Origin of the sequence: Rhizorhabdus sp., assembly GCF_018006725.1 — a bacterium.
Taxonomy (GTDB): domain Bacteria; phylum Pseudomonadota; class Alphaproteobacteria; order Sphingomonadales; family Sphingomonadaceae; genus Rhizorhabdus.
The window spans coordinates 1-25509 of the sequence record NZ_JAGMXV010000010.1 but is presented as its reverse complement, the minus strand read 5'-3'; the positions used below and the strand labels follow the sequence as shown (position 1 = coordinate 25509).

The following is a 25509-nucleotide window of genomic DNA, read 5'->3' as shown; positions in this document are numbered from 1 at the left end:
GCGCCCGCATCCCTCACGCCGGAGCGATGCGGGCGGATTTTTCTACAGACGCACCGCGCGCAGGCGAAGCGCATTGCCGATGACGCTGACCGAGGACAGCGCCATCGCCAGCGCCGCAATGGCCGGCGAGAGCAGCACGCCGAACACCGGGTACAGAATCCCCGCCGCAATCGGCACCCCGCCCACATTGTAGATGAAGGCGAAGAACAGGTTCTGGCGGATGTTGCGCATCACTGCCCGCGACAGCATGCGCGCCTTGACGATCCCGCCCAGCTCTCCCTTGAGCAGGGTCACGCCCGCGCTCTCGATGGCGACATCCGCGCCGGCGCCCATCGCGATACCGACATCGGCCGCCGCCAGGGCCGGGGCATCGTTCACCCCGTCACCGGCCATCGCCACGACCCGGCCTTCACCGCGTAGCTTTTCCACCACCGACGCCTTGTCTTGCGGCAGCACTTCCGCCGCGACTTCGGTGATGCCGAGCGTGTCGGCCACGGCGCGGGCGGTGGTCTCGTTGTCGCCCGTCATCATGACGATGCGCAGACCATCCGCCTTCAAGGCGTCGATCGCAGCCCGCGCCCCGGCCTTGATCGGATCGGCGATACCGATCAGCCCGGCCAGCCTTCCATCAAACGCCACGTAGACGACCGTTGCGCCGGTGCGGCGCAACGCGTCAGCCTGGGGATCCAGCGGGGTGATATCGGCGCCTTGCTCAGCGATGAAGCGGCGGCTGCCGATGGCGACGCGTTGTCCTTCGACAATGCCGAGCACGCCGCGGCCCACCGGGGAATCGAACTCGCTGGCCTCCGTCAGATCGACCGCTTCATCGGCGGCGGCGCGCAGGATGGCGTCGGCCAGCGGGTGCTCCGAGCCACGCTCAAGGCTTGCCGCCAAGCGCAGCAACGTGAGGCGATCCACGCCTTCCACCGGCGTGATCGCCGTGACCGAGGGGCGGCCTTCGGTCAGCGTGCCCGTCTTGTCGATGACCAGGGTGTCGAGCTTCTCAAAGCGCTCCAGCGCTTCGGCGTTCTTGATCAGCACGCCGGCCTGGGCGCCACGACCGACCCCCACCATGATCGAGATCGGGGTCGCAAGGCCCAGCGCACAGGGACAGGCGATGATGAGCACCGAGACCGCCGCCACGAGCGCATAGCTGAAACGGGGGTCCGGCCCCACCACGGCCCAGGCGATAAAGGCGATGACCGCGACCGCGATCACCGCCGGCACGAACCAGCCGGAAACCTTATCGGCCAGCCGCTGGATCGGCGCGCGGGAGCGCTGCGCCTGCGCCACCATTTGCACGATCTGCGAAAGCAACGTGTCGGCCCCGACCTTGTCGGCGCGCATCACGAACGAGCCCGTCTTGTTGATCGCGCCGCCGATGACGGCATCGCCGATCTCGCGGGTCACCGGCATGGATTCTCCGGTGACCATCGATTCATCGAGCGCGGCGCGGCCCTCAAGGATCGACCCATCGACCGGCACCTTCTCGCCGGGGCGCACGCGCAGCCGATCGCCGACCGCGATCAGGTCCAGCGACACCTCTTCATCGGTTCCGTCGTCGCGCAGACGGCGCGCCATTTTCGGTGCGAGATCGAGCAAGGCCTTGAGCGCGCCCGAGGTGCGTTCACGCGCCTGCAGTTCCAGCACCTGGCCCAGCAGGACCAGCGCGGTGATCACCGCCGCCGCTTCAAAATAGACGGGCACGCTGCCGTCTTCCTTGCGGAAGGCGTCGGGGAATATCTGGGGGACGGCGACCGCCACCACGCTGTAGACCCAGGCCACGCCAACGCCCATGGCGATCAGCGTGAACATGTTGAGGTTACGGGTTTTGAGCGAGGCCCAGCCCCGTTCGAAGAAGGGCCAACCGGCCCAGAGCACGACCGGCGTGGCGAGCGCGAACTGAATCCAGTTCGACCACTGGCCGGGCACGTAATGGTGCAGGTTGAACAGATGGCCGCCCATCTCCAATGCGAAGACCGGCAGGCTCAAGGCGACTGCCACCCAGAAGCGGCGTGTCATGTCGGCGAGTTCGGGGTTGGGGCCGCTATCGGCGGTGATCGTCTCCGGCTCCAGCGCCATGCCACAGATCGGACAGCTGCCCGGTCCGACCTGACGGATCTCGGGGTGCATCGGGCAGGTGTAGATCGTGCCGGGTGGGGCAGGCGGGTCTTCGGCGCGATCCTTGGAGAGGTATTTCTGCGGATCGGCGGTAAACTTGGTACGGCAACCCGCCGAGCAGAAATGGAAGGCGTCGCCCTGGTGCTCGGCATGGTGCGGGGTGGTCGCCGGATCGACACTCATGCCGCAGACCGGGTCGGTCACCGCGTGGGCGTCCACCTTCGGTTTGGCGGAACAGCAGCTATGGCCGTGGTGATCATGATCGTGTCCATGCTGATGATCGCTCACGACGACCTCCTTCGCTTGTATACCCCCGGGGGGCATTGGTGATTGGGGCTGAGATATACCCCCATAGGGTACTTGTCAATTACCCCGTGGGGGTATAGGGTTGTGGCGATAGGTGAACCATGCATCGTGAAAACAAAGCCAAACTCCTGAACCGCTTGAACCGGGTCGAAGGCCAAGTCCGGGGCATCGGCCGGATGGTCGAGGATGACCGCTATTGCATCGACATCCTCACCCAGTTCCAGGCGGTCCGGGCCGCGCTCAACAAGGTCGAGCAAGAGCTTCTTCGCGAGCATATCGACCACTGCGTCACCACCGCCTTCGCCAGCGGCGATGCCGCGGAACAGCGCGCCAAGGCCGATGAACTGGTCGCCATTCTGCAACGGTCCCTGCGATGACCGGCGCGCCTACCTCTTTCTACGCAGCCCCGACGCCCATCCCTCGCACGCGTGAGGGATCAGCGGGCCTGATGCGTATCAGCAAGGGGGTGCGGGAGGTGCGCCGCTTCATGAATACGCTCGATCAAACACTGCGCTCGTTGCGCGCCACCACCGCCGCGCCGATGCTCCATGGGCTCGAAGACCGGGTCTGGGAACGCGTGCGCGCCGTGCGGGCCAATGCCGTGCTCGAACGCCAATGGCGGACCGCCCAGATGCTGGCCGCTTCCTTCGCGCTGGTCACGGGCGTTGCGCTCGGCGGGGCCGAAGCTACCGCCGCACTGCGCTCGCAGCAGGCCGCGCAACTCACCACACCGTCACTCGCCCCGTCCGAACTGTTGGAGGGACATGGATGAAACCGGGCCTTCGAAACCTGATCCTGACCATCGTCCTCGTGGTGCTGGCCGCCGGGGGCGGCGCCTGGCTGTGCGCGCACTATGTGGTCAGTCACCACACGGGCCGGCCGTCGCTGCACGACATGGTGCACAAGAACCTCGACCTTACGCCCGAACAATCGCGGCGGCTGGATGCCATCGAGAAGAGCTACGCTTCCGAACGCAAGCGGCTGGAAGGCGAAATCCGCTCCGCCAACCGCGAACTCGCCGTCGCGATCCAGAAGGGTGAGAAGGATTCGCCGGAGCTGAACGCCGCCATCGATCATCTGCACATGGCGATGGGCGCGCTGCAGAAGGCGACGATCGCCCATGTCTTCGACATGCGCTCGGTGCTGACGCCCGAACAGGCAAAGACCTTCGACGCAGAAATCGTCTCGGCGCTCACCGAAGAGGGACGGTGAGCGCGGCGTCAGAGCCGTCTGACGCAGAACTTGCCGCCGGCGCGGTCGCGGGCGACGAGCGCGCCTTCTCGTGGCTGATGCAACGCCACAAGGATGGGCTCTACCGCTTCATCCGCCGCTACACCGGCGACGCCGACGAAGCCTACGATCTCTTGCAGGAGAGCTTCACCGCCGCTTGGGGCGCGCTGAACCGCTATGACCGGGGGCGGCCGTTCCCGACCTGGCTGCGCCGCATCGCCCTCAACAAATGCCGGGACTGGTCGCGGCGCCGCACGGTGCGCCGCTGGCTGACCCGCAACGAGGGCCTCGACAGCTGGACCGGTCAGAACCTGACGACCGACGATCCCTCGCCCGAGGCCGTGCTTTCCGACCAGGAACAGCTGACCCGCCTCGACCAGGCCATCGCCAACCTGCCGGCAGGCCTCAAGGAGCCGCTGATCCTCACCGCCATCGAAGGCCTGTCCCAGGACGAAGCCGGCAAGCTGCTCGGCCTTACCGCCAAGGCGATCGAAGTGCGCGTCTACCGCGCCCGTCGGGCGCTCTCCGAAACGCTCGCCTTGCAGGATCTCTAGCCGCGGCTTGGACAGGCCGCCAATTTCCGGGATGGCGGCTGAGGGCGAAGGCACTTCCTTGCGTAGCTAAGGGAGGGGTGGGTCTGACCCATCAGGAGAGGAACGCGCCATGGAACAACACGACAAGGCCCAGGAACACCGACAGATGATGGTCGGCCATTATCGCCGGCTCGCCTTGATGACGATCCTCTCCTTCATCGCGATGTACATTCTGATGTACGCGATGGTGAACACCCTCAGCAACGTCTACCCAAGCTTCAATCAGGCCTACATGGCCGGTCTGATGACCGCCCCGATGGTCGTTCTCGAGCTCATGCTGATGGGCATGATGTACAAGAACCGGCGCTGGAACATCGCGATCTATCTCGGTGCGACGGTGCTGGGGCTGCTGTGCTTCCTCGCCATCCGCCAACAGGCCTTTGTCGGTGACAAGGAGTTCGCGCGCTCGATGATCCCGCACCATTCGGGCGCGATCCTCATGTGCCGCGAAGCCGATCTGTCCGATCCGCGCCTGCGCAAGCTTTGCACGACCATCATCGCCGGTCAGCAGGCCGAGATCGACCAGCTGACCGCGATCCTGAACGAGAAGTCCGGCCGCTAAGCGGCAGGCGCCGCTCGCGACGACCAGTGGATATGGGCGATGCGCCAACCGGCCTTCGCCTTCTTCACCACCATGGTCTCGGTCGTCAGCCGGTCGACCGTCTTGCCGTCATAGCTGCCCTTGGTGCGGCCTTGCGTCAGAACCCAGGCGACGCCACCTTCGACCGTGGAGCGCCGGCTGGTGACCGTGTCGGTCATGCCCTGGCTGTAGGCGATGTCGCCCGGCAGGTGCGCCTCGACATACTCCGCCTTGGACGATTCCGCGCCGCCCTGCTCGAAGATCACCGCGTCATCGAGCAGCAGATCAGCGACAGCGGCCGCATCCCCACGGCCCATCGCCGCGTGAAAATGCTCCACGGCCTGGACCGCGCCACTATCGGCGGCGGCAAGCGCCGGGGTGGCGGTGGCGAGCAGACCGAGCGGCGCGGAGGCAAGAAGGGTACGACGATCCATGAAGCGGGTTCCTTATTGAGGTTCAGCAGATTGAGCGCGAGGCCCACCCCATCGCGACTTGATCCAGTCGCGCGCGGGCCGTTCGAAGAACAGGAAAAGAAGGATAGCGATCACCTGCGCCGCCAGCAGCATGGCCCCGGCCTCTACCCAGTGCAGCTTGTAGGAGCTGGGCTTGCCCAGCAGCGCCGCCATCAGGCCGCGCCAGGCGGTGAACAGCGGAATATGGATCAGGTAGAGTGCGTACGACGCCTCACCAAGCAGCACGAGCACGCCGCCCGAAGATCGGGCTCCACTCCGCGCTTTGGATAGCAGCGCCAGGCTCAAGACCAAGGCCCCGGCAAGGAAGACAATCAGGCGATCATCGAGACCGCGATGCATCGCCAGCAGCATCGCGATCACACTCGCGCCGGCGCAAAACCACGCCAGGATCGGGCCGGGATTCAGCCGGCGACCCCAATGGTAGAGGCCGACCCCAAGCAGGAATTCGGGAAGGATGCGCAGGATGCCGAGATTTTCCTCCGCATGCGTCAGCAGCTTGCCAAACGTCGAACGGTAGAAGTCATCCAGTCCGATGAACAGGATCGCGGACAAGACCACGATGAACCAGGGTCGGCGCCGCAGCAGGATGCCGATCCACGCAAAAAGGGGAAAGGCAAGGTAGGCGAACCATTCGGCCGAGAGCGACCAGGACGGACCATTCCATTCGTTCAAGGTGTTCGTCGGAAACCAAGCCTGAACCAACAGCAAGGTCTTCAGAAAGCCCACCGCCGTGAAATGCTCGCTGCGATATTCCTGGTTCAACAACTCCGCCGCCAGCACCATCACCAGCATGCCGGCCAGGGCCAGGACATGCACCGGAAAGATCCGGGCGACCCGGGCCGTCAAGAAGCTTCGATAACTGAACCGCCCAGCCTCAAGCGCGCCGGCATAGACATGCGTCAGCACGAATCCGGACAGGATGAAGAAGACATCGACCCCGAGCCGCCCGCGCTCGAACAGCCAGGTGACGGCCATGTCGTCGTAGCGCCAGCCCAGATGCAGATGAAACAGCACCACGCCAAGCGCGAGGAAGAAGCGCAGCGCGGTGAGGCTGTGGAGTTGGGAGGGAAAAACTCCCTTAGCGCGATCAGCCGCGCTCACATCGAGCGCTCCGACGGTGGGCGAACCCACATTGGTCCTGCTGATCGCTTCGCATGGATGACGCTCCCCTCGTCATTCCATACGCAGCCGCGATGCGAAGCCCTCAGGCGTACGGCGGGTCTGACGACCTTTCGTTGCCGTCAGGCCCCGCGGATTGCGCTAGCGCGGATGGCGCTTCAGCCAGGCTTGCATCTCGCCAATTTCCTTCTCTTGTTTGGCGATGGTTTTCTCCGCCATCTTCCGGATTTCCGGATCGGGATCGTGCTGCAGAACGATCTTCGACATGGCGATCGCGCCGCGATGATGCTCAATCATCTTGAGCGTCCAGGCGCGGGACGGGTCCGCGTCCTTGGCCTTCATCATGGCGTCATGCATCTGCATTTCCGCCTGCATGAACGGATCACGCATGTCGCCCGCCATGGTCTTTTGATCAGCGGCGATAGAACTGGACGCGGCGCCGACGATGAGAAGCGCGGCCGTTGCCAGTGATAGAGTAATGTGACGAATCTTCATGGTCTGTCTCCTTGCGATGGACCTTGTTCAGACCGCAAGCGACATAAATTCGCCATTCATTTGAACCGCGAATACATCAATCATCGAGGCGATCTCATGCCTCAACTTTAGGGAGGTCAGATCGTTCCGTGTTGGCTGGTGTCTTCCCGGAGGCGCTTTCCTCAATGGATGGCGATAGCCACAGTGAGCCTTACGCAGACCCAGGCGCTATCCCTCAGGCGGGCTGCCCTTTTTGGGGTCGCAGGCTCGCTTTGGCCTTCTTCCAATCCCTGCCGAGGCGCGACCACAGGAGCACGAAGCCGCTGAGCACTGTCGTCAGCGCCAGCATCGCTGCGCCGATGATGAGCGGGTGGTTGAAGTTCTCGCCCTTGCTCCAATCCATGATGTGCAGCCGCCAGAAGAAATCGTAGAAGCGCCAGAGATTGGAACGGCGTGACACCGTCTCGCCCGTCAGCGGCGCCAGGTACAGGGTGGTGCGCTCCGCATCCGCGAAGTCGACACGCCACAGCGCCCCCTGCTTGCCGGTTTCTTGCGGAGCATTCTTCAGAAGCACGGCCCGCACCGGAACGCCCGCGCCGCGATAGGCGCCCTTCGCAAACGCTCGTGCGTCCTCCGCCCCAAACGGCGCAAGACGCTCGCCGGTGCGGGCGTCAAGCACCGAGGCCTCCCCCTTCACCGGATGCAGCACCCAGACCGCGCCGCGGGGCGTCTGCCGAAGCTCCGCCTTCACCGGCGCGAAACCCGCCTTGGCCGTGGCCTGCGCCAAGGGCATTAGCTCGGTTGTCGGCAGCGCTGTCGCGGCGGGCTCCGGCACGTGGTGCTCGCCGCGCACGCGATCGATCGGGATCGCCGTCATGACCAGGCCGCCCAGCGCCCAGAGCAGAATCTGGATGCCAATCACTAGCGCGACCCATTTGTGAAACTGGAGCGCCCAGCGCAGCGCGTTCATGGGGGTCTTGCCCTAGGGGTGGTGGGAAAACACGGTGGTCGTACCGTCCACCTTCACGAGCAGAACGTCGTAGGGCTGTCGCGCACCGTTGGGCATTTCCATCCCCGGAGAGCCAAGCGGCATGCCGGGCACGACCAGCCCGCGCGCGTCCGGCCGCTCCTTCAGCAGCCGCTGGATATCGGACGCCGGGACATGGCCTTCAATCAGGTACTGCTCAACCTGGGCCGTGTGGCACGAGCCCATGCCGGGGGACAGTTTCAACCGCGATTGCAACGCGGTGCGGTCGGTGGTCTCGACAATGGCCGTGGTGAACCCGGCGGCCTTGAGGTGCTCCACCCAGCCCGAGCAACAGCCGCAGCTCGGATCCTTGTAGACGGTCACGGTCGCAGCGGCGGCGCTGCCGGGCTGGCAAGCCACCAGCAACAGGCCGGCGGCGACAGCGAAGAAGACGCGGCGCGTGCCTAGAACCATGCGCGCACCCCGACGATGAAGCTTGTCTCGCTGTCGTCCTGCCCCAGCGCCTTGGCGTAGTCCGCGGTGCCACCGAATTTGCGGCCGTAGGTCACGCCGACATAAGGCGCGAACTCCCGCTTCAGCTCGTAGCGCAGCCGCAGGCCCAGTTCGAGGTCGGTGAGCCCCGACCCGAGCTCGAGCTCGGGAATGTCCTGCGCGGAGAAGTTCATCTCCGCGCGCGGCTGAAGGAACAGCCGTTGCGTGAAACGCAGATCGTAGCTGCCTTCCAGTCGCGCCAGCGCCTCACCCTTGTTGGACAGAAACACCGCGCCCTCGGTCTCGAACCAATAGGGCGCAAGCCCCTCGAAACCGAACGTGGCGTAGGTGCGTTTGGGGCCGTCCTGAAGGTCCTGGCGCAGCCCCGCCTGCAGGTCGAAATAGGGCGAGATCGCCCGCGAATAGAGGAACTGGACTTCGGCGTCATCGAGATCGCCGCTGCTGCCTTCGCCTTCGGATTTCACGACAAACCGGTTGTAGTCGCCGCCGAACCAGGCCTCGCCGTTCCAGGCGTAACCGTCCTCGCCGTCACGCACCCGCCACTCGGCTTCGTCGATCATGACTTTCCAGTTGAGGCTGCCCCCATGCTCCTCGCGCAGCTGATCGCGCGAAGGGGTCATCGCCGCTGCTCCGAAAATCGCATCGGCCGCATGATCGTCCGGGGCCGGCGGCGGCGGTTCACTGCCGACCGCTTCATCGGTGCCGCCGTGGGCGCTGTGATCCATGCCCTCCATGCCGGGCATTCCTTCCATGCCGGGCATCCCCTGCATGTCGCCCGACGCGGCGTCCGTGGCCGGCGCCTCTGTCGGCCAATCCATCGCCTCCATGGCGTCCGCTTCCGGCGCGCTTTCCGGGGCGGGCTTGGCAGGCGGCGGGGTCGGTTTGGCCGGCGCCTTGGGGGCGGGTTGCGCCGGCATCGGATGTCCGGGGTGCTGTTGCGCGAAGGCGGGCGTCGCGAACACCAGGCCCAGAGCGGTCAGGTAAGCGGCGGCTCTCATTGGGCGGCTCCCGTCATCGGGCGCACACTCACCACGCGGAACATACCCGCATGCATGTGGTAGAGCATGTGGCAGTGGAAGGCCCAGTCGCCGGGCGCATCCGCCGTCAGGTCGAACGTGACCTTTCCCCCCGGCGCGACATTCACCGTGTGCTTTCTTGGATGCTTTCCCTTCGGCCCGGTGAGCAATTCGAAGAAATGCCCATGCAGGTGGATGGGGTGCGCCATCATGGAATCGTTCACCAGGGTGACCCGCACCCGCTCGTTGAGGCGGAAGGGGATCGGCTTGGTGATTTCCGAGAACTTCTCTCCGTCGAACGACCACATGAACCGTTCCATGTTGCCGGTGAGATGAAGCTCCAGCGCACGGCTCGGCGTGCGCGTGTCGGGATTGGGATCGAGCGCTTCAAGGTCCGTGTAGACCAGGACCTTATGGCCGACATTCTCCAGGCCCTGGCCGGGTTCGCCCATGCGGTCCATCGGCATCGGCGAGATGGTCTGGACACCCGGCCCCATCTTCACCTGCGGGGCGTTGTCGGGATTGCGCATGGACATGTCCATGCCAGACATATCCATGCCCGACATGTCCATCTGCATGCCGCCGTCCGCACCATGGTCCATGCCTTCCATGCCGCCCATGGACATATCCATGCCCATGTCCTTCATGGTCGCGAGCGGGCGCTCGCGCAGCGGCGGCACCGCCGCCACCATCCCGGCGCGCGGCGCCAGCGTGGCGCGGCCCATACCGGAGCGGTCCACCGCCTCGGCCACGAGTGTAAACGCCTTGTCCTCCGTCGGCTGCACGACCACGTCGAGCGTCTCGGCGACCGAGATCTGGAACTCCTCCACATCGACCGGTTTGACGTTCTGGCCATCAGCCGCAACGACCTTCATCGACAGGCCCGGAATACGGACATTGAAGATGGTCATGGCGGCGGCGTTGATGAAGCGCAGCCGCACCCGTTCGCCGGGATTAAATAGCGCCGTCCAGTTATCGTCCGGCCCATGGCCGTTGATCAGGAACGTGTAGACCGATCCCGTCACGTCGGAGACGTCCGTCGGGTCCATGCGCATCTTGGCCCATTCGGTGCGGTCTTTGAGCGACTGATCCTTGCCGGCCAACAGGCCCGCGACCGTCTGCTTCTGGAAGTTGAACACGCCCGCCTGGGCCTTCAGCTTCTTGAATATCTCGTGCGGATGCATGAACGCGAAGTCCGAAAGGACGACGACATACTCCCGGTCGAACGCAACAGGATCGGCGTCTTTCGGCTCGATGATGATCGGACCGTAATGGCCCTCTTGCTCCTGCAAGCCCGAGTGGCTGTGATACCAGTAGGTGCCCGACTGCACGACCGGGAACTCGTAGACGAAGGTCTCGCCCGGCTTGATCCCCGGGAAGCTGACCCCCGGCACGCCATCCATCTGGAAGGGCAGGATCAGCCCGTGCCAGTGGATCGAAGTGTCCTCATGCAGGTCGTTGGTCACCGCGATGCGGGCCATCTGACCTTCCTTCAGGCGAATGAGAGGACCCGGCACCGTGCCGTTGATGGTAACCGCATGGCCCTTGCGCCCGTCGACCGGCCATTCGGTATGACCAATGCGCAGCTTGATGTCCGCGCCCGCGAGGGAGGGCAGGTCGCGCACCAGTCCCAAAGAACTGCTGCGCGCCCAGGCCGGGAAGAGGCTTGTTACCGCCAGGCCCGCACCCAGCAGGCTGGCATTTCTCAGCAATGTACGGCGGGCAATATCAACCATTCGAAACCCCAGTCACTTTCGGCCCGCCCGAACGCGATACGCCAGTCGGGGTCCGCTTGTTCATACGCGTGAGCAATCAGCAGCCCTCACGCAAAGAAAAACCTCAGAACTTCAAATGGCCGGCGCCATGCGTGACCTCGGCCCCCAAATAGGCCTGGACCAGCAGCAGCAAGACGGTGAGGCCAAGCGCCGCCTCATACCCGCGTGTGCTCAGGCGGCGGGCCGCTGCTTCGGCGGGGCGTTTGAGCCACCACAACGCGAGGATCAGGAAGGGCATCGCTGTGCCGAGCCACCGGTGGATCGTGAGCGCGCTTTCATCGTCTGGCGCGGGGAGCCCGGCGCTCGCCCAGCCCAGCGGCGCGGCCGCGAAGGCGCCCAGGGTCGCGATGCCCAGCAGAAGCTTGTTGCTTGCGGCGTAAAGGGGCTGACGACGCAGCGCCGCCGCCGCTTCCAGAAGCCCGACCGTCAGCACCAGCGCGATCGGGAAATGGATCACCGCTGGGTGCCACATGCCGAGCCAGGAGAGCAGGCGTCCCTGAAAGGTCTTTGGCTTGTCGTGCGACATCTGCATGCCGCCGCCACCCTCGGTGGGCCAGGCCATGTCCGTCACCGGCATGTCGTCGGCCATCGCTGGGGCAGCTTCGGTCGTTGCGGGTGCTGTCGCTTCGGCGGTCGCCGGCGCGCTCGCCGGCTCCGCCGCATGGATCGGCGCAACCGAGACGGTCAACGCCATGAGCAGGGCGAACGCGCCCGCCTTATAAGTCCGATTTGCCATCGTGCGCCCCTCCTTAGAACGCAGTCGAGGGCGCGCCGTTGGCGCGCCCTCGATGCATCACATGATGTGGATCTCGGTGACGACGGGCTTGCCGCCGATGTTCTTGAGCACGAAGTGAATCTTCTTGCCGACGGCCACGCCGTTCAGGATCGAGGCCTTCTCGACCTTGAACTTCATGGTCATTGCCGGCCACTTCAGCGCCGCGATGGGACCGTGCGCGATGGTGATCGTGCCTGCCTTGGCATCGACCGCCTTCACCGTGCCCTGGCCCTCAGCCGTCTGGGGCGCGGGGGCGTGATCCTCGCCTTGATGGGCCAGCGCCGGCATCGCGATGGTGCCGGTCGAAATCAGCGCGGCGGCTACCGCGATCATCAGTTTGGTTTTCATGGTTGCTCCTGCAAGTTTGTTCGCACGCCCCGGGCGCCTCGACAGATAGATACGCGGCGCGGCGACAGACCCCTCAACGCCGGCGATGAGGGGTATGCACGCCTGCCTGCGTATGGTGAGAAGGCAAGGGTAGTAGACCAATGACCGACAAGCTCGATTCCCTTCTGGCGCAACTGCGCGAACAGCCGTCCGATCATCCCTTGGTCGGCCTCGAATTGCGCGTGCAGTCCCGTCTGCGTCGCCGCGAGCACTGGGACGTGACATTGTTCATGGGGCCCGTGCGCGCCGCTGCCGTCGGCCTGGCGCTGATGCTGGGCGCGGGGGTAGGCGGCCTATCGGCCGCCTCCGCCATGGCCGCGCCAAGGCCCAGCCTGTTTGCTGCAACGGATGCTCTGGCGCCATCGACGCTGCTCGATCGCGCGCGATAGGGCTCTACCGTGGTCACGAACGACAGGCGTTTCACATCTGCTTTGGGCCGGGCGGGTTGGAACGGATTTATTATGTCGCCCTTGCGCTAGCGGCGCGCGAGCGCCGTTAGCGCGAGGCGCTGGTCGCCCGGCTTGCGCCGACGGCCGACAACACGATCCTGAACGTCGGATGCGGCACGGCAGCTTCGCCTCTTGGTCAGATGCGCGCGCCAAATTTGTCGGGTCATCGGTCTCGATCCTGATCCCGAGGCTCTGGCGATCGCTTCGGCAAAGGCCCGTCGCGCCGGGGTCGGCGTTGAGTTTCATCGTGGTTTTGCGTCCGCTTCCGCAGCGCTTGTTGGCGTCGGGACAGCGGTCGGATCGAGCCTGGTGTTACACCAGATGCCCGTGCGGGAAAAATGGGAGGGCCTCGCCGCCATGCGTGAGGTTCTCTGTGAGGATGGCCGGCTCTGGGTTGGGGACTACGGGTGGCAGCGCACCGTGTTGATGCGGCCTTGTTTCCGAATGATCGTCCAACAGCTGGATGATCGCGAAGACGCCCTGTATTACATCGTCGCGACTAAGGCGTGTCGTGTAAATAAGTCACCGGTTCTGCCAAAGATTCGATTATGCGGCAATGTTGAACAGTACTACCTTCACATGACCTGATCATCCTCGTTAGTTCCTTGCGTAAGCGTTTCAGGCTGGCGATGCGCAGATCGACCGCATCGCGCTGATCCTGCGCAAGTTTGCTCACCCGTTCGCAGGATGTTCCGGGGCTTTCCTGGAGCTCAATCATCGTGCGGATGACCGCCGGCGAGAAACCCAATTCGCGGGCATGGCGGATGAAGAGGAGGCGGCGGGTTTGTGTTTCATCGTAGACGCGGCGCCCACTGCCCGTGCGCTGCGCAACGGGCATCAAACCCACTTTTTCGTAGTAGCGGATCGTCTCGATGTTTACGCCCGTCCGTTCCGACAATGCCCCGATTGTAATCACAATTCCGCTTGCTCCTGTAGTCACTACAGGATGTAGCGTCCGCCGCCATGACACAACGCCCAACTGAAAACGTCGCTTCGATCGACGCCCAATATCGGGTGACGGGCATGGATTGCGGCTCCTGCGCCACAAAGATCGAAGGCGCAGTGCGCAAACTCGGCGTGGAGCGCATCGAAGTCTCCATCGCCTCCGAACGGATGAACGTCACCGCGCGAGACGCCGCACAGCTGGAGCAGATCGAGCAGACCGTGGCGGCGCTCGGTTACCGCCTGACCCGCCTTTTGGATGACGCGGACGAAAACGCCGTCGCGGACTTCAGCCATGTCACGCCCGCCTATCGGCGAGCGCTGTGGATCGTGGTTTTGCTCAATGTCGGGTACGGCATCATCGAGATCATGGGCGGCTTCATCGCCGGTTCCCAAGCCCTGAAGGCTGACGCTCTCGACTTCTTGGGTGACGGGCTGATCACCTTCCTCGGCATCCTTGCGGCCAGTTGGCATCTCAAGGCGCGTGCCCGCGCCGCGCTGGTGCAAGGCATTTTCCTCGGCGCGCTCGGGCTCTGGGTCGTCGCTGAAACCGCGATGCGTATCGCCAGCGGCGAACCACCCGAGGCGGGCCTCATGGGGCTGTTCGGCATCATCGCCTTGGCCGTCAATATCGCGGCGGCGTGGGTGCTTGTTCCCCATCGCACGGGGGACGCAAACATGCAGGCGGTTTGGCTGTTCAGCCGCAACGACGCGATCGGAAATGCCGCCGTCGTTGTCGCGGCCGGCGTGGTCGCTTTGACCGGCACTGTCTGGCCCGACCTCATCGTCGCCTTCATCGTCGCCGGCCTGTTCCTCCATTCGTCCTGGACCATCATTCAGCACGCGCGGCGCGACCTTGCCGCAGGGCGCAAGCGTGCGTGAGCAACAACAGGTGACGCGCATCGCCGGACTGCTGGTAGGCGGTGCGGTGATCGCGCTCGATCAGTGGTCGAAGGCGCTCGCCTTGGCGTCACCCCTCGCCGCCCAGAGCACCGAGATATTGCCCTTCTTAAATCTGGTCCTGGTACGCAATCGGGGCGTCACCTTTGGCATGCTCAACAACGGCATAGTTCCGTGGTGGGGCCTCTCGCTGCTAGCCATGGCGGTCGTCGCGTGGCTGGGCGCGATACTGGTTCGCGAGACCCGCATTTGGCCCGCGTTGGGGCTGGGCGCCGTGATCGGCGGAGCCATCGGTAACGTGATTGACCGGTGGCGTCACCGGGCTGTGACCGATTTCATCGACCTGCATCTCAACGAATGGCACTGGCCGTCATTTAACATCGCCGACGTTGCCGTCGTTGTCGGCATCACCCTCGTGGTGATCGGCATGATGCGCCGGAGTTCGCCGTGAGCCCGCTGACAGCTGCCGAACTGAAAGAGCATCAGGGCAAGGTGCTCCTGCGCGCTGGAGTCGCCTTGGTGTTCTGTAGCCCGGTGGCTGTCGGCTGGGCCTTGCTATTCCTCGGAATCAAGCTGTTCGGCAGCGGCTAAGCCGTTGCTTCGCATAACGCTCTGCAATAGATACTCATTCGCAACTCACTCATTGGTCCATCATGCGCCTTCTTGCCCTCGCTCTTGCTTCTTTGTGCTTTGTTGTCGCTTCACCGGCCGCGTACGCACAGGAACGGGAGCCGGCCTCCGCACAGACGGCGTGGCGCCTTCTGGACTATATCGGCGTCGACTATCCGGGCGCGGTCGCGGGCGGCAAAATCATCAGCGCCGCCGAGTACGCGGAGATGACGGAGTTCGCCGCTCAGGTCGAAACCCGTATCGCGGCCCTGCCGGATCGGCCGACGAAAGCGGAGCTTCTGCGTCGCGCCAAACAGCTGCGTGCAGCGATCGACCGCAAGAGTAGCGGCGAGGAGATCGCCGGGCTCTCCCGTAGCCTCAGCAACGACCTTCTGAAGGCCTATCCCACGGCGCTCGCCCCCACGACACCGCCCGACCTGGCGCTGGGTGAGCGCCTCTACCAACAACAATGCGCGGCATGTCACGGCACAAGTGGGCGCGCAGACGGCCCGGCAGCCGCCGGCATGGATCCGCCGCCCATCGCTTTCGCTGATCTTGCGCGGGCGCGCGAACGCAGCGTGTTCGGTCTCTACCAGGTTATCCATCAAGGCCTCGACGGCACGGCGATGACGAGCTTTGCGCATCTGCCGAACGACGAGCAATGGGCGCTCGCCTTCTATGTCGGCCGCTTCGCCTTCACCGACGAAGACGCCGCGCGTGGCGAAAAGCTCTGGAAGAGCGACGCCTCGCTGCGCGCGCGTTTCCCCAATCTTCAAGCGCTCAGCCAGATGACGCCTTCCGCCCTGGCCAAAGAGATCGGCGAAGAAAAGGCCATCGCGCTGACCGCCTTCCTGCGGCGTCATCCCGACGCCGTCGCAGCCAAGCCCGGAGCCGCTACCCTCGACATCACTCGCTCCCGTCTTTTGGAAAGCCTTGCCGCCTACCAGCAAGGGGATCGCCGCAAAGCGACCGACCTGGCGCTGGCTGCCTACCTCGACGGTTTCGAGCCGATTGAACCGATTCTGAAAGCGCGGGACGCCGCTCTCATGCAGCGGATCGAACTCGCGATGGGCAAATTGCGCGCTAGCATCGCCGCTGGCGCGCCGGTCTCTGACGTGCGCGCGCAGATCGCCACGATCAACGGCTTGATCGATCAAGCCGAGCGCACCGTTTCTCCGGATCAGGCAAGCAACGGCTCGAGCTTCGCCGGTGCGTTCACCATCCTCGTTCGCGAAGGGCTTGAGGCGCTGCTCATCGTCGTCGCGATGATCGCGTTCCTGCGCAAGGCCGAGCGAAACGATGTGCTTCCCTACGTCCATGGAGGCTGGGTGGCGGCATTGGCCGCGGGCGGCCTGACCTGGCTCGCCGCGACCTCCATCATCACCATCAGCGGAGCCAGCCGCGAGCTCACAGAAGGGTTCGGTTCGCTCATCGCGGCGCTCGTGCTGATCTCGGTCGGGCTATGGATGCACGGTAAGGCGCAGGCCGACGCCTGGCAGAAATACATTCGCGAGAGGCTCTCTGCAGCCCTCTCGAAGCAATCTGCCTGGTTCTTGTTCTTCCTCGCCTTCCTGGTCGTCTACCGCGAGGTTTTCGAGACGATCCTGTTCTTCGTGGCGATGTGGAGCCAAGGCGGGCGGATGGGCATGCTCGCTGGCGCGGGCGCCGCTGTAATCGTGCTGGCAGGGATCGCCTGGTTGCTGCTCAACTACAGCCGTCGCCTTCCGATTTCGCAGTTCTTCTCCTTGAGCTCCATCCTGATGGCCATCCTCGCCGTGGTGCTGACTGGCAAGGGGGTGGCGGCACTGCAAGAAGCCGGCATGCTCGGGGTGCAACCTCTTGGTGGCGCACCGCGCATCGAAATCTTGGGCCTGTACCCGACGGTGCTGGGCGTCCTCGCCCAATTGACGGCGCTGGTCGTTTTGGTCGTTGGCTTCTGGTACACAGCGCGCCGATCTAAGCTTGCGGTCTAGGCGACTAGTGCTTGCACCTCAGCTTCAATAGGTTCCACAGGCCTCATATAATTCCGCTGCCATCCACCTCGATACTCGCCCTGCGAATAGCCGGAGCTGGCGCTTCGAGGTCTGCTTATTGCCCCGCGCTCAAGAGGCTTGGATGGGGGGATTTACCTTGATCGCCGGCGCGTGGGTCCAAGCTCGCTTCCGCTCCGTCCTTATTCGGATCAGGCCCAGACGGCATTTCGTTAATGATTGATGCTGTCACAACGCCTGTGATCGGCCAGCGCCTCAATGACCCGGCAATGCGAGACTTGCCCATGCGAGCAACTCTTCACCATGCGGGCGAGCTCATCCTTCAGTGCTGTTAGCTGGCTGATTTTCGCTTCGACGGCCGCCAGGTGCGCACGAGCGATCGCATCGACTTCGCCACAGGGACGATCCGGTTGATCGGAGAGTTCGAGAAGCGCGCGCAGTGCATCCATCTCGAACCCAAGATCGCGTGTATGGCGGATGAAAGCCAGGCGCCGTTCGTCGTCCGTGCCGTAGAGGCGGCGACCGGCTTGTGTGCGCGGGGGTTCGGGCAGCAGACCCGCTTGCTCATAGAAGCGGATAGTCGGGACCTTCACGCCAGTGCGTTTTGATAACTCGCCGATGCTGAACACACATCCTCCACTTTATGCTTGATCCTCTAGTGGCTAGAGGATGTAGAACCGCGCCATGGCAACTTCAAGCGCAATGATTCCAACCACTTGTGACGCGACCCCGCGCGCCGGTGATTGCGGCTGCAGTGACGTCGCCTCGGCGTTCGACGGCGCTTCGCCCGCGTACAAGCGCGTGCTGTGGATTGTCATCGCCCTCAACGCGGCGATGTTTCTGGTCGAGATCGTCGCCGGTCAGGTCGCCGGCTCGATGGCCTTGCAAGCCGACGCGCTGGACTTTCTCGCTGACAGCCTGACCTATGGCATCACCCTCGCCGTCCTCGGCATGAGCCTTCGTATGCGCGCCGGCGCGGCGCTCGCTAAAGGCATCAGCCTGTCAGTCATGGGCGCCTATGTGCTCGGTGCCTCGCTATGGCGGACCTTCCTCGAAGGCACGCCCGAAGCGATTGCCATGGGCGCCGTGGGCGCCGCCGCCTTGGCGGTCAATGTCATCGCCGCACTGCTGTTGCTGCGCTATCGCGACGGCGACGCCAATGTCCGTTCTGTATGGCTGTGCTCGCGCAACGACGCGATCGGCAATGTCGCCGTGCTAGCAGCCGCCGGTATCGTCGCCGTGACCGGCACTAAATGGGCCGACCTCGGCGTGGCGGCGATCATGGCAGGCTTGTTCCTCACCTCCTCCATGCGCATCATCCGCCAAGCGATGGCCGAACTCAAAACCACCCGAGCCGCTACATGATTTGGCGAGCTCGACAGCATGCGAAACGGTTCATGGCGATCCTCGCCGTGATCGTCGCGTCGAGCTTTCTGCTTTTGACGACGGCGCACGCGTTCGAGCCGATCCATCCCGCTGAACTCGCGCAGCAGACCTCGGTCCTGGATGACCACGAAGATCATGGAGATAAGTCTGGTGGCCTGCACGGCTGCGCGGCCCATTGTCATGGTCACGGCTTTGCCGCCCCGCCGCCCACGACGAGCCTGAGTGAACCGGTCATCCAACGCTCCACGTGGATGCCGAACGCACAACGCTTCCTGCCTGCAGCACCACTCTTCGGACTGGAACGCCCACCCCGCGTGTGACGTACCGCGCCTTCGTGCGCGCCGCTCGTCATTTCACACGCAGGGGATAGCTATGTCTTTCATCCATGCGGGACGGCTGCGCAAAGCAGCCCTCCCTCGAACCGCATCCATCGCGGTTCTCGCCGCGATCTTGTGCGGTACGTCGGCGCTGGCTGATCCAGCACCGACCTATTCGGCCTTGCTGATCCAAGCCGAGACCGACGCGCCGCGTCTTGCTGAGGCGCGCGCGGGCATTGCTCAGGCACAAGGTTTTCGCACCCAAGCGGGTGAGCGGCCCAATCCGGAAGCTAGCGTCGAGATCGAGAATTTCTCCGGCCGCGGCCCCTACCAGGGGATGCAAGGGGCTGAGACCACCTTCGCCATCGGCCAGCCGCTCGAATGGCCCGGCAAACGCGGCGCACGCATCGCCGCTGGCGACGCCCAAATCGTCGCGGCGCAAGCGAAGTTCACGCAAGCCCGCGCCGATTTCGCCTACGATCTCGCCGTCGCCTACGCCGAGGCGGAAGCAGCCGAGCGCCGTTACGCCCTCGCCGAAGATGCTCTCAAACTCGCCCTCGACGATGAGCGCGTCGCCAAGGCCCTGGTCGAAGCAGGACGCGAGGCGGAAGTTCGCATCGTTCAAGCCCGCGCCGCTGTCAGCGCCGCGAAGGCCGATCGCGATGCCGCCAAGGTCGAGCGTGACACCAGCCTCGCACGCCTGACGGCGATGTCGGGTTCGCCCGTGCCCTTCACCTCGTTATCCGCGTCGGTGCTCGACATACCAGCTCAGCTGCCATCGCAGCTGGCACTCGATACGCTGACGACCCCGGCCGTATCGACGGCCCAAGCGGAGCGCGAAGCCGCTGCGCGGCGCGTGCGTGTCGAGCGCATGGCCGGCGCACCGGACGTGACGGCGTCGGTCGGCGTGCGCCGCTTCGGAGAAGACGACAGTTCGGCACTGGTCGCCGGTGTTTCCATGCCGCTGCCATTGTTCGATCGCAACAAAGGCAACGTCCAGGCGGCGCAGGCTGTGCTCAGCGCAGCGGAAGCTCGGCTTCGCGCCGCCCAGCTCGACGCCACGGCGGATGCCCGCGTCGCCACTAGTCAGCTTGAAGCCGCCGAAAGCAGGGTCGCCGCTGCCCGTGAAGGTGAAGAGGCCGCTGCCGAAGCCTACCGCCTGACCCGTATCGGCTACGAGGGTGGCAAGCTGCCCTTGAGTGAAGTCATCACCGCGCGACGCACGTTCGCTGCGGCCCGTCTCACCACCATCGATGCCCAGCTGGCCCGCGTGCGCGCGCAAGCCGGGCTGGCCCGGCTGCAAGGCCGCGCGCCGTACGGAGAACCGCTATGACGTCCCGCCAGTATCTGCTCGGGGGTGCAGCCATCCTGGCCGCGCTCGGTATCGGCTTCACCGCCGCCAAACTCACGACCGCTAAGCCTGCCGCCACGACCGAAGCCGGCGAAGAGCATGGCGAAGAACACGGGGAGGCGGGCGTCATTGTCATGGACGCCGCGAAGTTGTCCGCCGCCGGCATCGCCGTGCAACCGGTTGCAGCGAGTGGCCTCGCGGGCGAGATCCTCGCCCAGGCGAGCGTCGAGGCCGCGCCCGACGGGCAGGCGGTGTTGACCGCTCGTGTGAACGGCTCCGTCACCCGCATCTTCAAACGTGTCGGTGATCCGGTTCGCGCCGGTGAAACCATCGCCCTCGTCGAAAGCGCGGATGCAGCAAGCATCGCCGCCGATCGTTCGGTGGCGTCCGCTAAGGCCGCGTTGGCGCGGCAACAACTTGCTCGTGAAGAGCGGCTGTTCGGTCAGGGCGTAAGCCCGCGGCAAGACCTTGACGCGGCCCGTGCGGAAGCCGCGGCCGCCGAGGCTGAAGCACGGCGCGCGCGCACGGCGGCCGGTGCAGCACGCGTGTCCGGTGATGGTCGATCCGTCGTCGTCTCGAGCCCGATTAGCGGCAGGATCACTGCAGCACCAGCGCAGCTCGGAGCCTTCGTCGAACCCAACGCCGAACTCTTCCGTGTCGGTGATCCGCGTCGCATTCAAATCGAAGCGGCGGTGGCAGGAGCAGACGCACGCCGGATCACGCCAGGCGATGCAGCGGTGATCGAACTCGGAAACGGAACAACCGTTGCGGCGACCGTGCGATCGGTCACGCCCGGGCTCGATGAAACCACCCGTTCAGCGACGGTCGTGCTGACGGTGGTCGACCCATCGGCGCTGCAAGCGGGTCAACTTCTCCAGGTTCGCATCACCCCCAAGCTTGCCGGTCCCGCCGGCATCGTGGTGCCCGACGAAGCGGTACAGACCGTCGAGGGACTCTCCGTTGTGTTTGTGCGCACCACCAACGGGTTCCGTGCGCAACAGGTGACAGTCGGTCGCCGCAGCGGTGGCCGCGCCGAAATCCTGCAGGGCCTAAAGCCCGGCCAGGTCGTCGCGACACGGGGGGCCTTTCTCCTCAAAGCCGAACTCGGCAAGGCGGAGGCCAGCCACGATGATTGAGCGGCTTCTCTTCCTCGTCGTACGGGCGCGATGGCTCATCGTCGTCCTCACCCTCGTCGTCGCCGTCTACGGCGCATTCCAACTAACGCGGCTGCCGATCGATGCGGTGCCCGACATCACCAACAAACAGGTGCAAATCAACACCCTTGCACCGTCGTTGGGTCCGGTCGAGGTCGAGAAGCGTGTGACGTTTCCGATCGAAACCGCCCTTGCCGGAATTCCCGGTTTGGAGGGGACTCGCTCCATCTCGCGCAACGGCTTCAGCCAGGTCACCGTCGTCTTTAAGGAATCGACCGATCTCTATTTTGCGCGTGCGCAGGTCGCTGAGCGACTGGGCCAGGCCAAGGAAGGACTGCCGTCTGGTGCGGAGCCCCAATTGGGCCCGGTCAGCACCGGCTTGGGCGAGGTCTTCATGTACGCCGTCGAGTTCACCCATCCGGGCGGCCGAGGTGCGCGTGTCGTCGACGGGAAACCCGGCTGGCAATCCGACGGATCGTTCCTGACCGTGGAAGGCGATCGGCTGACCGACGCCACCGCGCAGGCCGCTTATCTGCGCACCGTGCAGGACTGGATCATCCGACCCCAGCTACGCACGGTCTCCGGTGTCGCCGGGCTCGATTCCATTGGCGGCTTCGAGAAGCAGTACGTGGTCGAACCCGATCCGGTGAAGCTTGCCGCCTACGGCATCTCCTTCACCGAACTCGCCGAAGCGCTAGAGCAAACCAACCTCTCGGTTGGCGCCAACTTCCTTGAACGGGGCGGTGAAGCCTACCTGGTACGCGCTGATGCCCGCATCCGGTCCATCGACGAAATCGAACGCGCCATCGTCGCCACCCGCGGCGGCATCGGTATCGCCGTGCGGGATATTGCGACCGTGCGTTCCGGCGGCGAGCTGCGCACCGGCGCCGCTTCCAAGAACGGCCAGGAAGTCGTGATCGGGACCGCGCTCATGCTGACCGGGGAGAACAGCCGGACGGTTGCGCGCGCCGTATCAGAGAAACTCGATTCCATCGCTTCATCGCTGCCGGCCGGTGTCGTCGCCAAGCCGGTCTATGACCGCAGCAAACTCGTCAATGCCACCATCGCCACGGTCCAACGCAACCTCACCGAGGGCGCTCTTCTCGTCGTCGTTGCACTCTTTCTGTTGCTGGGGAATGTCCGCGCCGCCATCATCGCGACGCTGGTGATCCCCTTCTCCATGTTGATGACCGCCATCGGCATGAATGGGCTGCATGTCTCCGGCAATTTGATGAGCCTGGGCGCGCTTGATTTCGGGCTGATTGTCGATGGCGCAGTCATCGTGATCGAGAACTGCCTCCGGCGTCTCGCCGAACGACAGCATCACGAAGGGCGATTGCTCAACCTGTCCGAACGGATGAGTGAGGTCGTCGAAGCTTCCCGCGAAATGATCCGCCCGACCGTGTTCGGCCAGGTGATCATCTTCCTCGTTTTCGCGCCGCTGCTCACCTTCTCCGGTGTCGAAGGCAAGATGTTCGCTCCTATGGCAGTCACCTTGATGCTCGCGCTTGCGGCCGCCTTCGTCCTGTCGCTCACCTTTGTCCCGGCAATGGTGGCGATCCTCGTCTCGGGCAAAGTCGCCGAGACCGAGGTGAAACCGCTGCGCTGGTTCAAACGCCATTACGAGCCGCAACTGCGACAGGCGATCCTCCGCCCGTGGCCCTTCATCCTGGCAGGGCTCGCCGTGTTTGCGCTCGCGGGCATGCTCTTTGGATTTCTCGGTCGCGAGTTCATCCCACAACTCGACGAACGGGACGTGGCCGCTCAAGTCGTGCGCATCCCCTCGACTTCCCTGACGCAGTCCAACGCGATGCAGATGCAGGTCGAGCGCGCACTCTCGACGCTGCCGGAAGTGGCGATGGTTTTTTCGAAGACCGGCACCGCCGAAGTCGCCACCGACCCGATGCCGCCCAACGCATCCGATAGCTTCATCATGCTGAAGCCCAAGTCGGAATGGCCGGACGGCGTCGACAGCAAGGCCGACGTGCTGGAGCGCATCGAGGCCAAGATGGCAACCTTGGTCGGCAACAACTACGAACTCACCCAACCCATTCAGATGCGCTTCAACGAGCTCATCGCCGGGGTGCGCGGCGACGTCGCCGTGAAGATCTACGGCGATGATCTCGATACGATGAGCCGCACCGCCGCACAGGTCGCAAGCGTCCTGCAGAAGATCGATGGCGTTGCCGATCTGCGCGTCGAACAAACCGAGGGCTTCCCCACCCTCGACATCCAGTTCGACCGTGCCGCCATCGCGCGCTACGGCCTCACGGTCACGGAGGTGGCTGACACCATCGCCACTGCCATGGGCGGGCGCGAAGCAGGCCTGGTCTTTGAAGGCGATCGTCGTTTCGATGTGGTGGTGCGCGTGCCCGCCGCGCAGCGCGACGACCTCGATGCGCTCGGTGCATTGCCGGTGCTTCTCCCCGGCGAAGGCGCACATGGTCGTGGTGCGGTGCCCTTGCGCGAACTCGCGCGCTTTGAGTTCACCGAGGGCTTGAACCAAGTCAGCCGAGAGGACGGCAAGCGCCGCATCGTGGTGCAAGCCAATGTGCGCGGACGCGATCTGGGCTCCTTCGTTGCCGAGGCCCAGCGACGCGTGAAGGCCGAGGTGAACCTACCCGCCGGGTCCTGGGTGGTCTGGGGAGGCCAGTTTGAGAACCTGGCCGCCGCCTCCCAGCGCATGAGCATCGTCGTGCCCATCTGCTTCGTGCTGATCTTCGGCGTGCTCTACCTCGCCCTTGGAGGGTTCGCACCGGCCATAGCCGTCTTCACGGCGGTGCCGCTGGCGCTCGCCGGCGGGGTGTTCAGCTTGGTGCTCACGGGCATGCCATTCTCCATCTCCGCAGCCGTCGGCTTCGTCTGCCTTTCCGGTGTGGCGGTGCTGAACGGGCTGGTCGTGATGACCAGTATCTTGCAGCACCGTGCCCTAGGGCTGCCGCTTGAGGACGCCATCCATGAAGGCGTGATGCAGCGGGTGCGGCCGGTCATCGTTACGGGCCTCGTACCGGCCCTTGGCTTCGTGCCGATGGCGCTGGCGCACGGGACGGGTGCAGAGGTGCAGAAGCCCCTGGCTATCGTGGTGATCGGAGGGTTGATCACCGCGACAGCGCTAACCCTCTTCGTGCTGCCAGCTATCTCCCGACTGTTGCTGCCGTTCCGCAAAGAGCGAGCGACCGGCAGCCTCACCTCGGAGAGTGCCTAAGTAGTGGCGCGGCGGTTCGCCGCCGCGCCCATCTTCCGCGACCTCATCGTCGTCGATGTCAGCCGATGATGCCCATCACATGAGATGGTGTGCATTGCGGGATCGGATCGCTGCATCCGCCGTCGCCCGATGCGCGGTGGTAGGACGAAACCTCGACGTTCGCGCCGGATGTCCAAGGCGGCCCGCTTCCTCCGCAAAGCTGCGTGCAGCTACAGCCCCGGCCGGCCGGCGCGCTGACGCGCGGCCTGTTCCCATCAGGCCCCTGCGAACGGCGGGGCGCTCTCGTCCACCGCGCCATCCGGCGCAACACGGGAGCAAGCCATGACCGACCAACGCAACATGACGACCACTACCCTCGACTGGGAAGGCATCACCATCCTGGTTAGCTACGAACCCGACTGGCTGAACATGGGGGAGGACTTCGCCAAGGTGACGACCGCTCACCTGGAAATCCGCTCGATCAGTCCCGAGAAGGCGCCGCTGCCGATCACCGAAACCGGCTATCGCTCCCACTTCACCGGCTGCAACGATATCGATGAAGCCGGAGGCCCAGTGGCCTATGTCACGGCTTGGCTCGACCACATGGCGCGGTCGAAAGAATGGAAAGCCCATGTCGAATCTTCACGACAGCTGAGCCTCTTTTGAGGCTCGGCAATTATGCTTGACGCGATTCCATAATTCCATAAACATGGAAATATGGAATCAACGCTCGCAATCAAACGGCTTTCCGCGCTTGCGCAGGATAACCGCTGACGTGACCCCCTGAAACTCAGCCAGGAATAGCTAGAGTCCGCCCGACCAAAGGACGGACGAATGAAGCGATCAAGGTTCACGGAAGAGCAGATCATCGGGATCCTGCGGGAGCAGGAGGCCGGC

At 64.5% G+C, this 25509-nt stretch carries 30 protein-coding genes; 18 read left to right on the top strand and 12 right to left on the bottom strand.

Translation table 11 applies throughout. From position 1 onward, the window contains the following. Window positions 1-42 precede the first annotated feature (42 nt). Window positions 43-2304 carry a heavy metal translocating P-type ATPase gene (locus KAY22_RS03000; protein ID WP_296619875.1) on the bottom strand — a complete coding sequence of 754 codons (2262 nt, stop codon included), beginning with the start codon at window positions 2302-2304 and terminating at the stop codon, window positions 43-45. Here KAY22_RS03000 and KAY22_RS02995 point away from each other — a divergent pair. The 6 genes from KAY22_RS02995 to KAY22_RS02970 all read left to right on the top strand — a co-directional run bounded on the left by KAY22_RS02995 (window position 2245) and on the right by KAY22_RS02970 (window position 4812). Further along, window positions 2245-2451: a hypothetical protein gene (locus KAY22_RS02995; RefSeq protein WP_296619878.1), complete on the top strand. Its 207-nt coding sequence runs from the start codon at window positions 2245-2247 to the stop codon at window positions 2449-2451. The genes KAY22_RS03000 and KAY22_RS02995 overlap by 60 nt on opposite strands. 77 nt (window positions 2452-2528) lie before the next feature. Continuing rightward, window positions 2529-2804 (top strand): metal-sensitive transcriptional regulator, encoded by a 276-nt coding sequence (locus tag KAY22_RS02990; protein ID WP_296619811.1) that lies wholly within the window; start codon window positions 2529-2531, stop codon window positions 2802-2804. Window positions 2805-2875: 71 nt separating this feature from the next. Beyond that, window positions 2876-3199, top strand: a complete 324-nt coding sequence (locus KAY22_RS02985) for a hypothetical protein (protein WP_296619808.1) — start codon at window positions 2876-2878, stop codon at window positions 3197-3199. Continuing rightward, the gene (locus KAY22_RS02980; RefSeq protein ID WP_296619806.1) at window positions 3196-3639 is read left to right on the top strand and encodes a periplasmic heavy metal sensor; all 444 of its coding nucleotides are present in this window, start codon (window positions 3196-3198) and stop codon (window positions 3637-3639) included. The genes KAY22_RS02985 and KAY22_RS02980 overlap by 4 nt, the downstream gene beginning before the upstream one ends. Further along, window positions 3636-4211, top strand: coding sequence for an RNA polymerase sigma factor (locus tag KAY22_RS02975; RefSeq protein ID WP_296619804.1), 576 nt, complete (start codon window positions 3636-3638; stop codon window positions 4209-4211). The genes KAY22_RS02980 and KAY22_RS02975 overlap by 4 nt, the downstream gene beginning before the upstream one ends. Window positions 4212-4320: 109 nt before the next feature. Continuing rightward, complete coding sequence (locus tag KAY22_RS02970; protein WP_296619802.1) at window positions 4321-4812, top strand: DUF305 domain-containing protein; 492 nt, start codon at window positions 4321-4323, stop codon at window positions 4810-4812. On the opposite strand, the gene KAY22_RS02965 is transcribed toward KAY22_RS02970, so the two are convergent. From KAY22_RS02965 to KAY22_RS02925, 9 genes are all read right to left on the bottom strand, one after another. After that, window positions 4809-5264 (bottom strand): DUF4440 domain-containing protein, encoded by a 456-nt coding sequence (locus KAY22_RS02965; protein ID WP_296619800.1) that lies wholly within the window; start codon window positions 5262-5264, stop codon window positions 4809-4811. The genes KAY22_RS02970 and KAY22_RS02965 overlap by 4 nt on opposite strands. A gap of 12 nt (window positions 5265-5276) precedes the next feature. Beyond that, on the bottom strand, window positions 5277-6434 hold the full coding sequence (locus KAY22_RS02960) for an acyltransferase (RefSeq protein ID WP_296619798.1): 1158 nt from the start codon (window positions 6432-6434) through the stop codon (window positions 5277-5279). A gap of 129 nt (window positions 6435-6563) precedes the next feature. Further along, a complete protein-coding gene (locus KAY22_RS02955; RefSeq protein ID WP_296619872.1) occupies window positions 6564-6935 on the bottom strand; it encodes a DUF305 domain-containing protein in 372 nt (123 codons plus the stop codon). Between the two features lie 196 nt (window positions 6936-7131). Then, window positions 7132-7866, bottom strand: a complete 735-nt coding sequence (locus KAY22_RS02950) for a PepSY domain-containing protein (protein ID WP_296619796.1) — start codon at window positions 7864-7866, stop codon at window positions 7132-7134. Window positions 7867-7878: 12 nt separating this feature from the next. Continuing rightward, window positions 7879-8337, bottom strand: a complete 459-nt coding sequence (locus KAY22_RS02945; RefSeq protein WP_296619793.1) for a DUF411 domain-containing protein — start codon at window positions 8335-8337, stop codon at window positions 7879-7881. Continuing rightward, window positions 8328-9374 (bottom strand): copper resistance protein B, encoded by a 1047-nt coding sequence (locus KAY22_RS02940; protein WP_296619791.1) that lies wholly within the window; start codon window positions 9372-9374, stop codon window positions 8328-8330. The genes KAY22_RS02945 and KAY22_RS02940 overlap by 10 nt, the downstream gene beginning before the upstream one ends. Beyond that, the gene (locus tag KAY22_RS02935; RefSeq protein ID WP_296619789.1) at window positions 9371-11128 is read right to left on the bottom strand and encodes a copper resistance system multicopper oxidase; all 1758 of its coding nucleotides are present in this window, start codon (window positions 11126-11128) and stop codon (window positions 9371-9373) included. Before KAY22_RS02935 ends, KAY22_RS02940 begins: the two co-directional genes overlap by 4 nt. A 103-nt stretch (window positions 11129-11231) precedes the next feature. Further along, window positions 11232-11903: a DUF2231 domain-containing protein gene (locus KAY22_RS02930; protein ID WP_296619787.1), complete on the bottom strand. Its 672-nt coding sequence runs from the start codon at window positions 11901-11903 to the stop codon at window positions 11232-11234. 57 nt (window positions 11904-11960) lie between these two features. After that, on the bottom strand, window positions 11961-12290 hold the full coding sequence (locus KAY22_RS02925) for a copper-binding protein (protein ID WP_296619784.1): 330 nt from the start codon (window positions 12288-12290) through the stop codon (window positions 11961-11963). A gap of 140 nt (window positions 12291-12430) precedes the next feature. Between KAY22_RS02925 and KAY22_RS02920 the strand changes: the two genes are divergently transcribed. Both KAY22_RS02920 and KAY22_RS27890 read left to right on the top strand, forming a co-directional pair. Then, window positions 12431-12718 (top strand): hypothetical protein, encoded by a 288-nt coding sequence (locus tag KAY22_RS02920; protein WP_296619781.1) that lies wholly within the window; start codon window positions 12431-12433, stop codon window positions 12716-12718. Window positions 12719-12910: 192 nt separating this feature from the next. Continuing rightward, window positions 12911-13366, top strand: a complete 456-nt coding sequence (locus KAY22_RS27890) for a class I SAM-dependent methyltransferase (RefSeq protein WP_366514058.1) — start codon at window positions 12911-12913, stop codon at window positions 13364-13366. Here KAY22_RS27890 and KAY22_RS02915 read toward each other — a convergent pair. Next, window positions 13278-13694, bottom strand: a complete 417-nt coding sequence (locus KAY22_RS02915) for a helix-turn-helix domain-containing protein (RefSeq protein ID WP_296619778.1) — start codon at window positions 13692-13694, stop codon at window positions 13278-13280. The genes KAY22_RS27890 and KAY22_RS02915 overlap by 89 nt on opposite strands. A 47-nt stretch (window positions 13695-13741) precedes the next feature. On the opposite strand from KAY22_RS02915, the gene KAY22_RS02910 reads away from it, so the two are divergent. The 4 genes from KAY22_RS02910 to KAY22_RS02895 all read left to right on the top strand — a co-directional run bounded on the left by KAY22_RS02910 (window position 13742) and on the right by KAY22_RS02895 (window position 17202). Then, window positions 13742-14602, top strand: a complete 861-nt coding sequence (locus tag KAY22_RS02910) for a cation diffusion facilitator family transporter (RefSeq protein WP_296619775.1) — start codon at window positions 13742-13744, stop codon at window positions 14600-14602. Then, on the top strand, window positions 14595-15071 hold the full coding sequence (lspA, locus tag KAY22_RS02905) for a signal peptidase II (RefSeq protein WP_296619773.1): 477 nt from the start codon (window positions 14595-14597) through the stop codon (window positions 15069-15071). Before KAY22_RS02910 ends, lspA begins: the two co-directional genes overlap by 8 nt. After that, window positions 15068-15211, top strand: a complete 144-nt coding sequence (locus tag KAY22_RS02900) for a hypothetical protein (protein ID WP_296619771.1) — start codon at window positions 15068-15070, stop codon at window positions 15209-15211. The genes lspA and KAY22_RS02900 overlap by 4 nt, the downstream gene beginning before the upstream one ends. Before the next feature lie 62 nt (window positions 15212-15273). Next, window positions 15274-17202 (top strand): cytochrome c/FTR1 family iron permease, encoded by a 1929-nt coding sequence (locus KAY22_RS02895; protein WP_296619768.1) that lies wholly within the window; start codon window positions 15274-15276, stop codon window positions 17200-17202. A gap of 230 nt (window positions 17203-17432) precedes the next feature. Here the strand turns inward: KAY22_RS02895 and KAY22_RS02890 are convergent, their stop codons facing one another. Continuing rightward, window positions 17433-17849: a helix-turn-helix domain-containing protein gene (locus KAY22_RS02890; RefSeq protein ID WP_296619766.1), complete on the bottom strand. Its 417-nt coding sequence runs from the start codon at window positions 17847-17849 to the stop codon at window positions 17433-17435. Window positions 17850-17922: 73 nt separating this feature from the next. On the opposite strand from KAY22_RS02890, the gene KAY22_RS02885 reads away from it, so the two are divergent. The 6 genes from KAY22_RS02885 to KAY22_RS02860 all read left to right on the top strand — a co-directional run bounded on the left by KAY22_RS02885 (window position 17923) and on the right by KAY22_RS02860 (window position 25278). Next, window positions 17923-18585 (top strand): cation diffusion facilitator family transporter, encoded by a 663-nt coding sequence (locus KAY22_RS02885; protein ID WP_296619764.1) that lies wholly within the window; start codon window positions 17923-17925, stop codon window positions 18583-18585. Window positions 18586-18617: 32 nt separating this feature from the next. Next, window positions 18618-18926 (top strand): hypothetical protein, encoded by a 309-nt coding sequence (locus tag KAY22_RS02880; protein ID WP_296619762.1) that lies wholly within the window; start codon window positions 18618-18620, stop codon window positions 18924-18926. Between the two features lie 178 nt (window positions 18927-19104). Continuing rightward, on the top strand, window positions 19105-20256 hold the full coding sequence (locus tag KAY22_RS02875; RefSeq protein ID WP_296619759.1) for a TolC family protein: 1152 nt from the start codon (window positions 19105-19107) through the stop codon (window positions 20254-20256). Continuing rightward, window positions 20253-21410, top strand: coding sequence for an efflux RND transporter periplasmic adaptor subunit (locus KAY22_RS02870; RefSeq protein ID WP_296619757.1), 1158 nt, complete (start codon window positions 20253-20255; stop codon window positions 21408-21410). Before KAY22_RS02875 ends, KAY22_RS02870 begins: the two co-directional genes overlap by 4 nt. After that, on the top strand, window positions 21403-24633 hold the full coding sequence (locus KAY22_RS02865) for a CusA/CzcA family heavy metal efflux RND transporter (RefSeq protein ID WP_296619755.1): 3231 nt from the start codon (window positions 21403-21405) through the stop codon (window positions 24631-24633). Before KAY22_RS02870 ends, KAY22_RS02865 begins: the two co-directional genes overlap by 8 nt. 321 nt (window positions 24634-24954) lie before the next feature. Beyond that, window positions 24955-25278: a hypothetical protein gene (locus KAY22_RS02860; protein WP_296619753.1), complete on the top strand. Its 324-nt coding sequence runs from the start codon at window positions 24955-24957 to the stop codon at window positions 25276-25278. Window positions 25279-25509 lie beyond the last annotated feature (231 nt).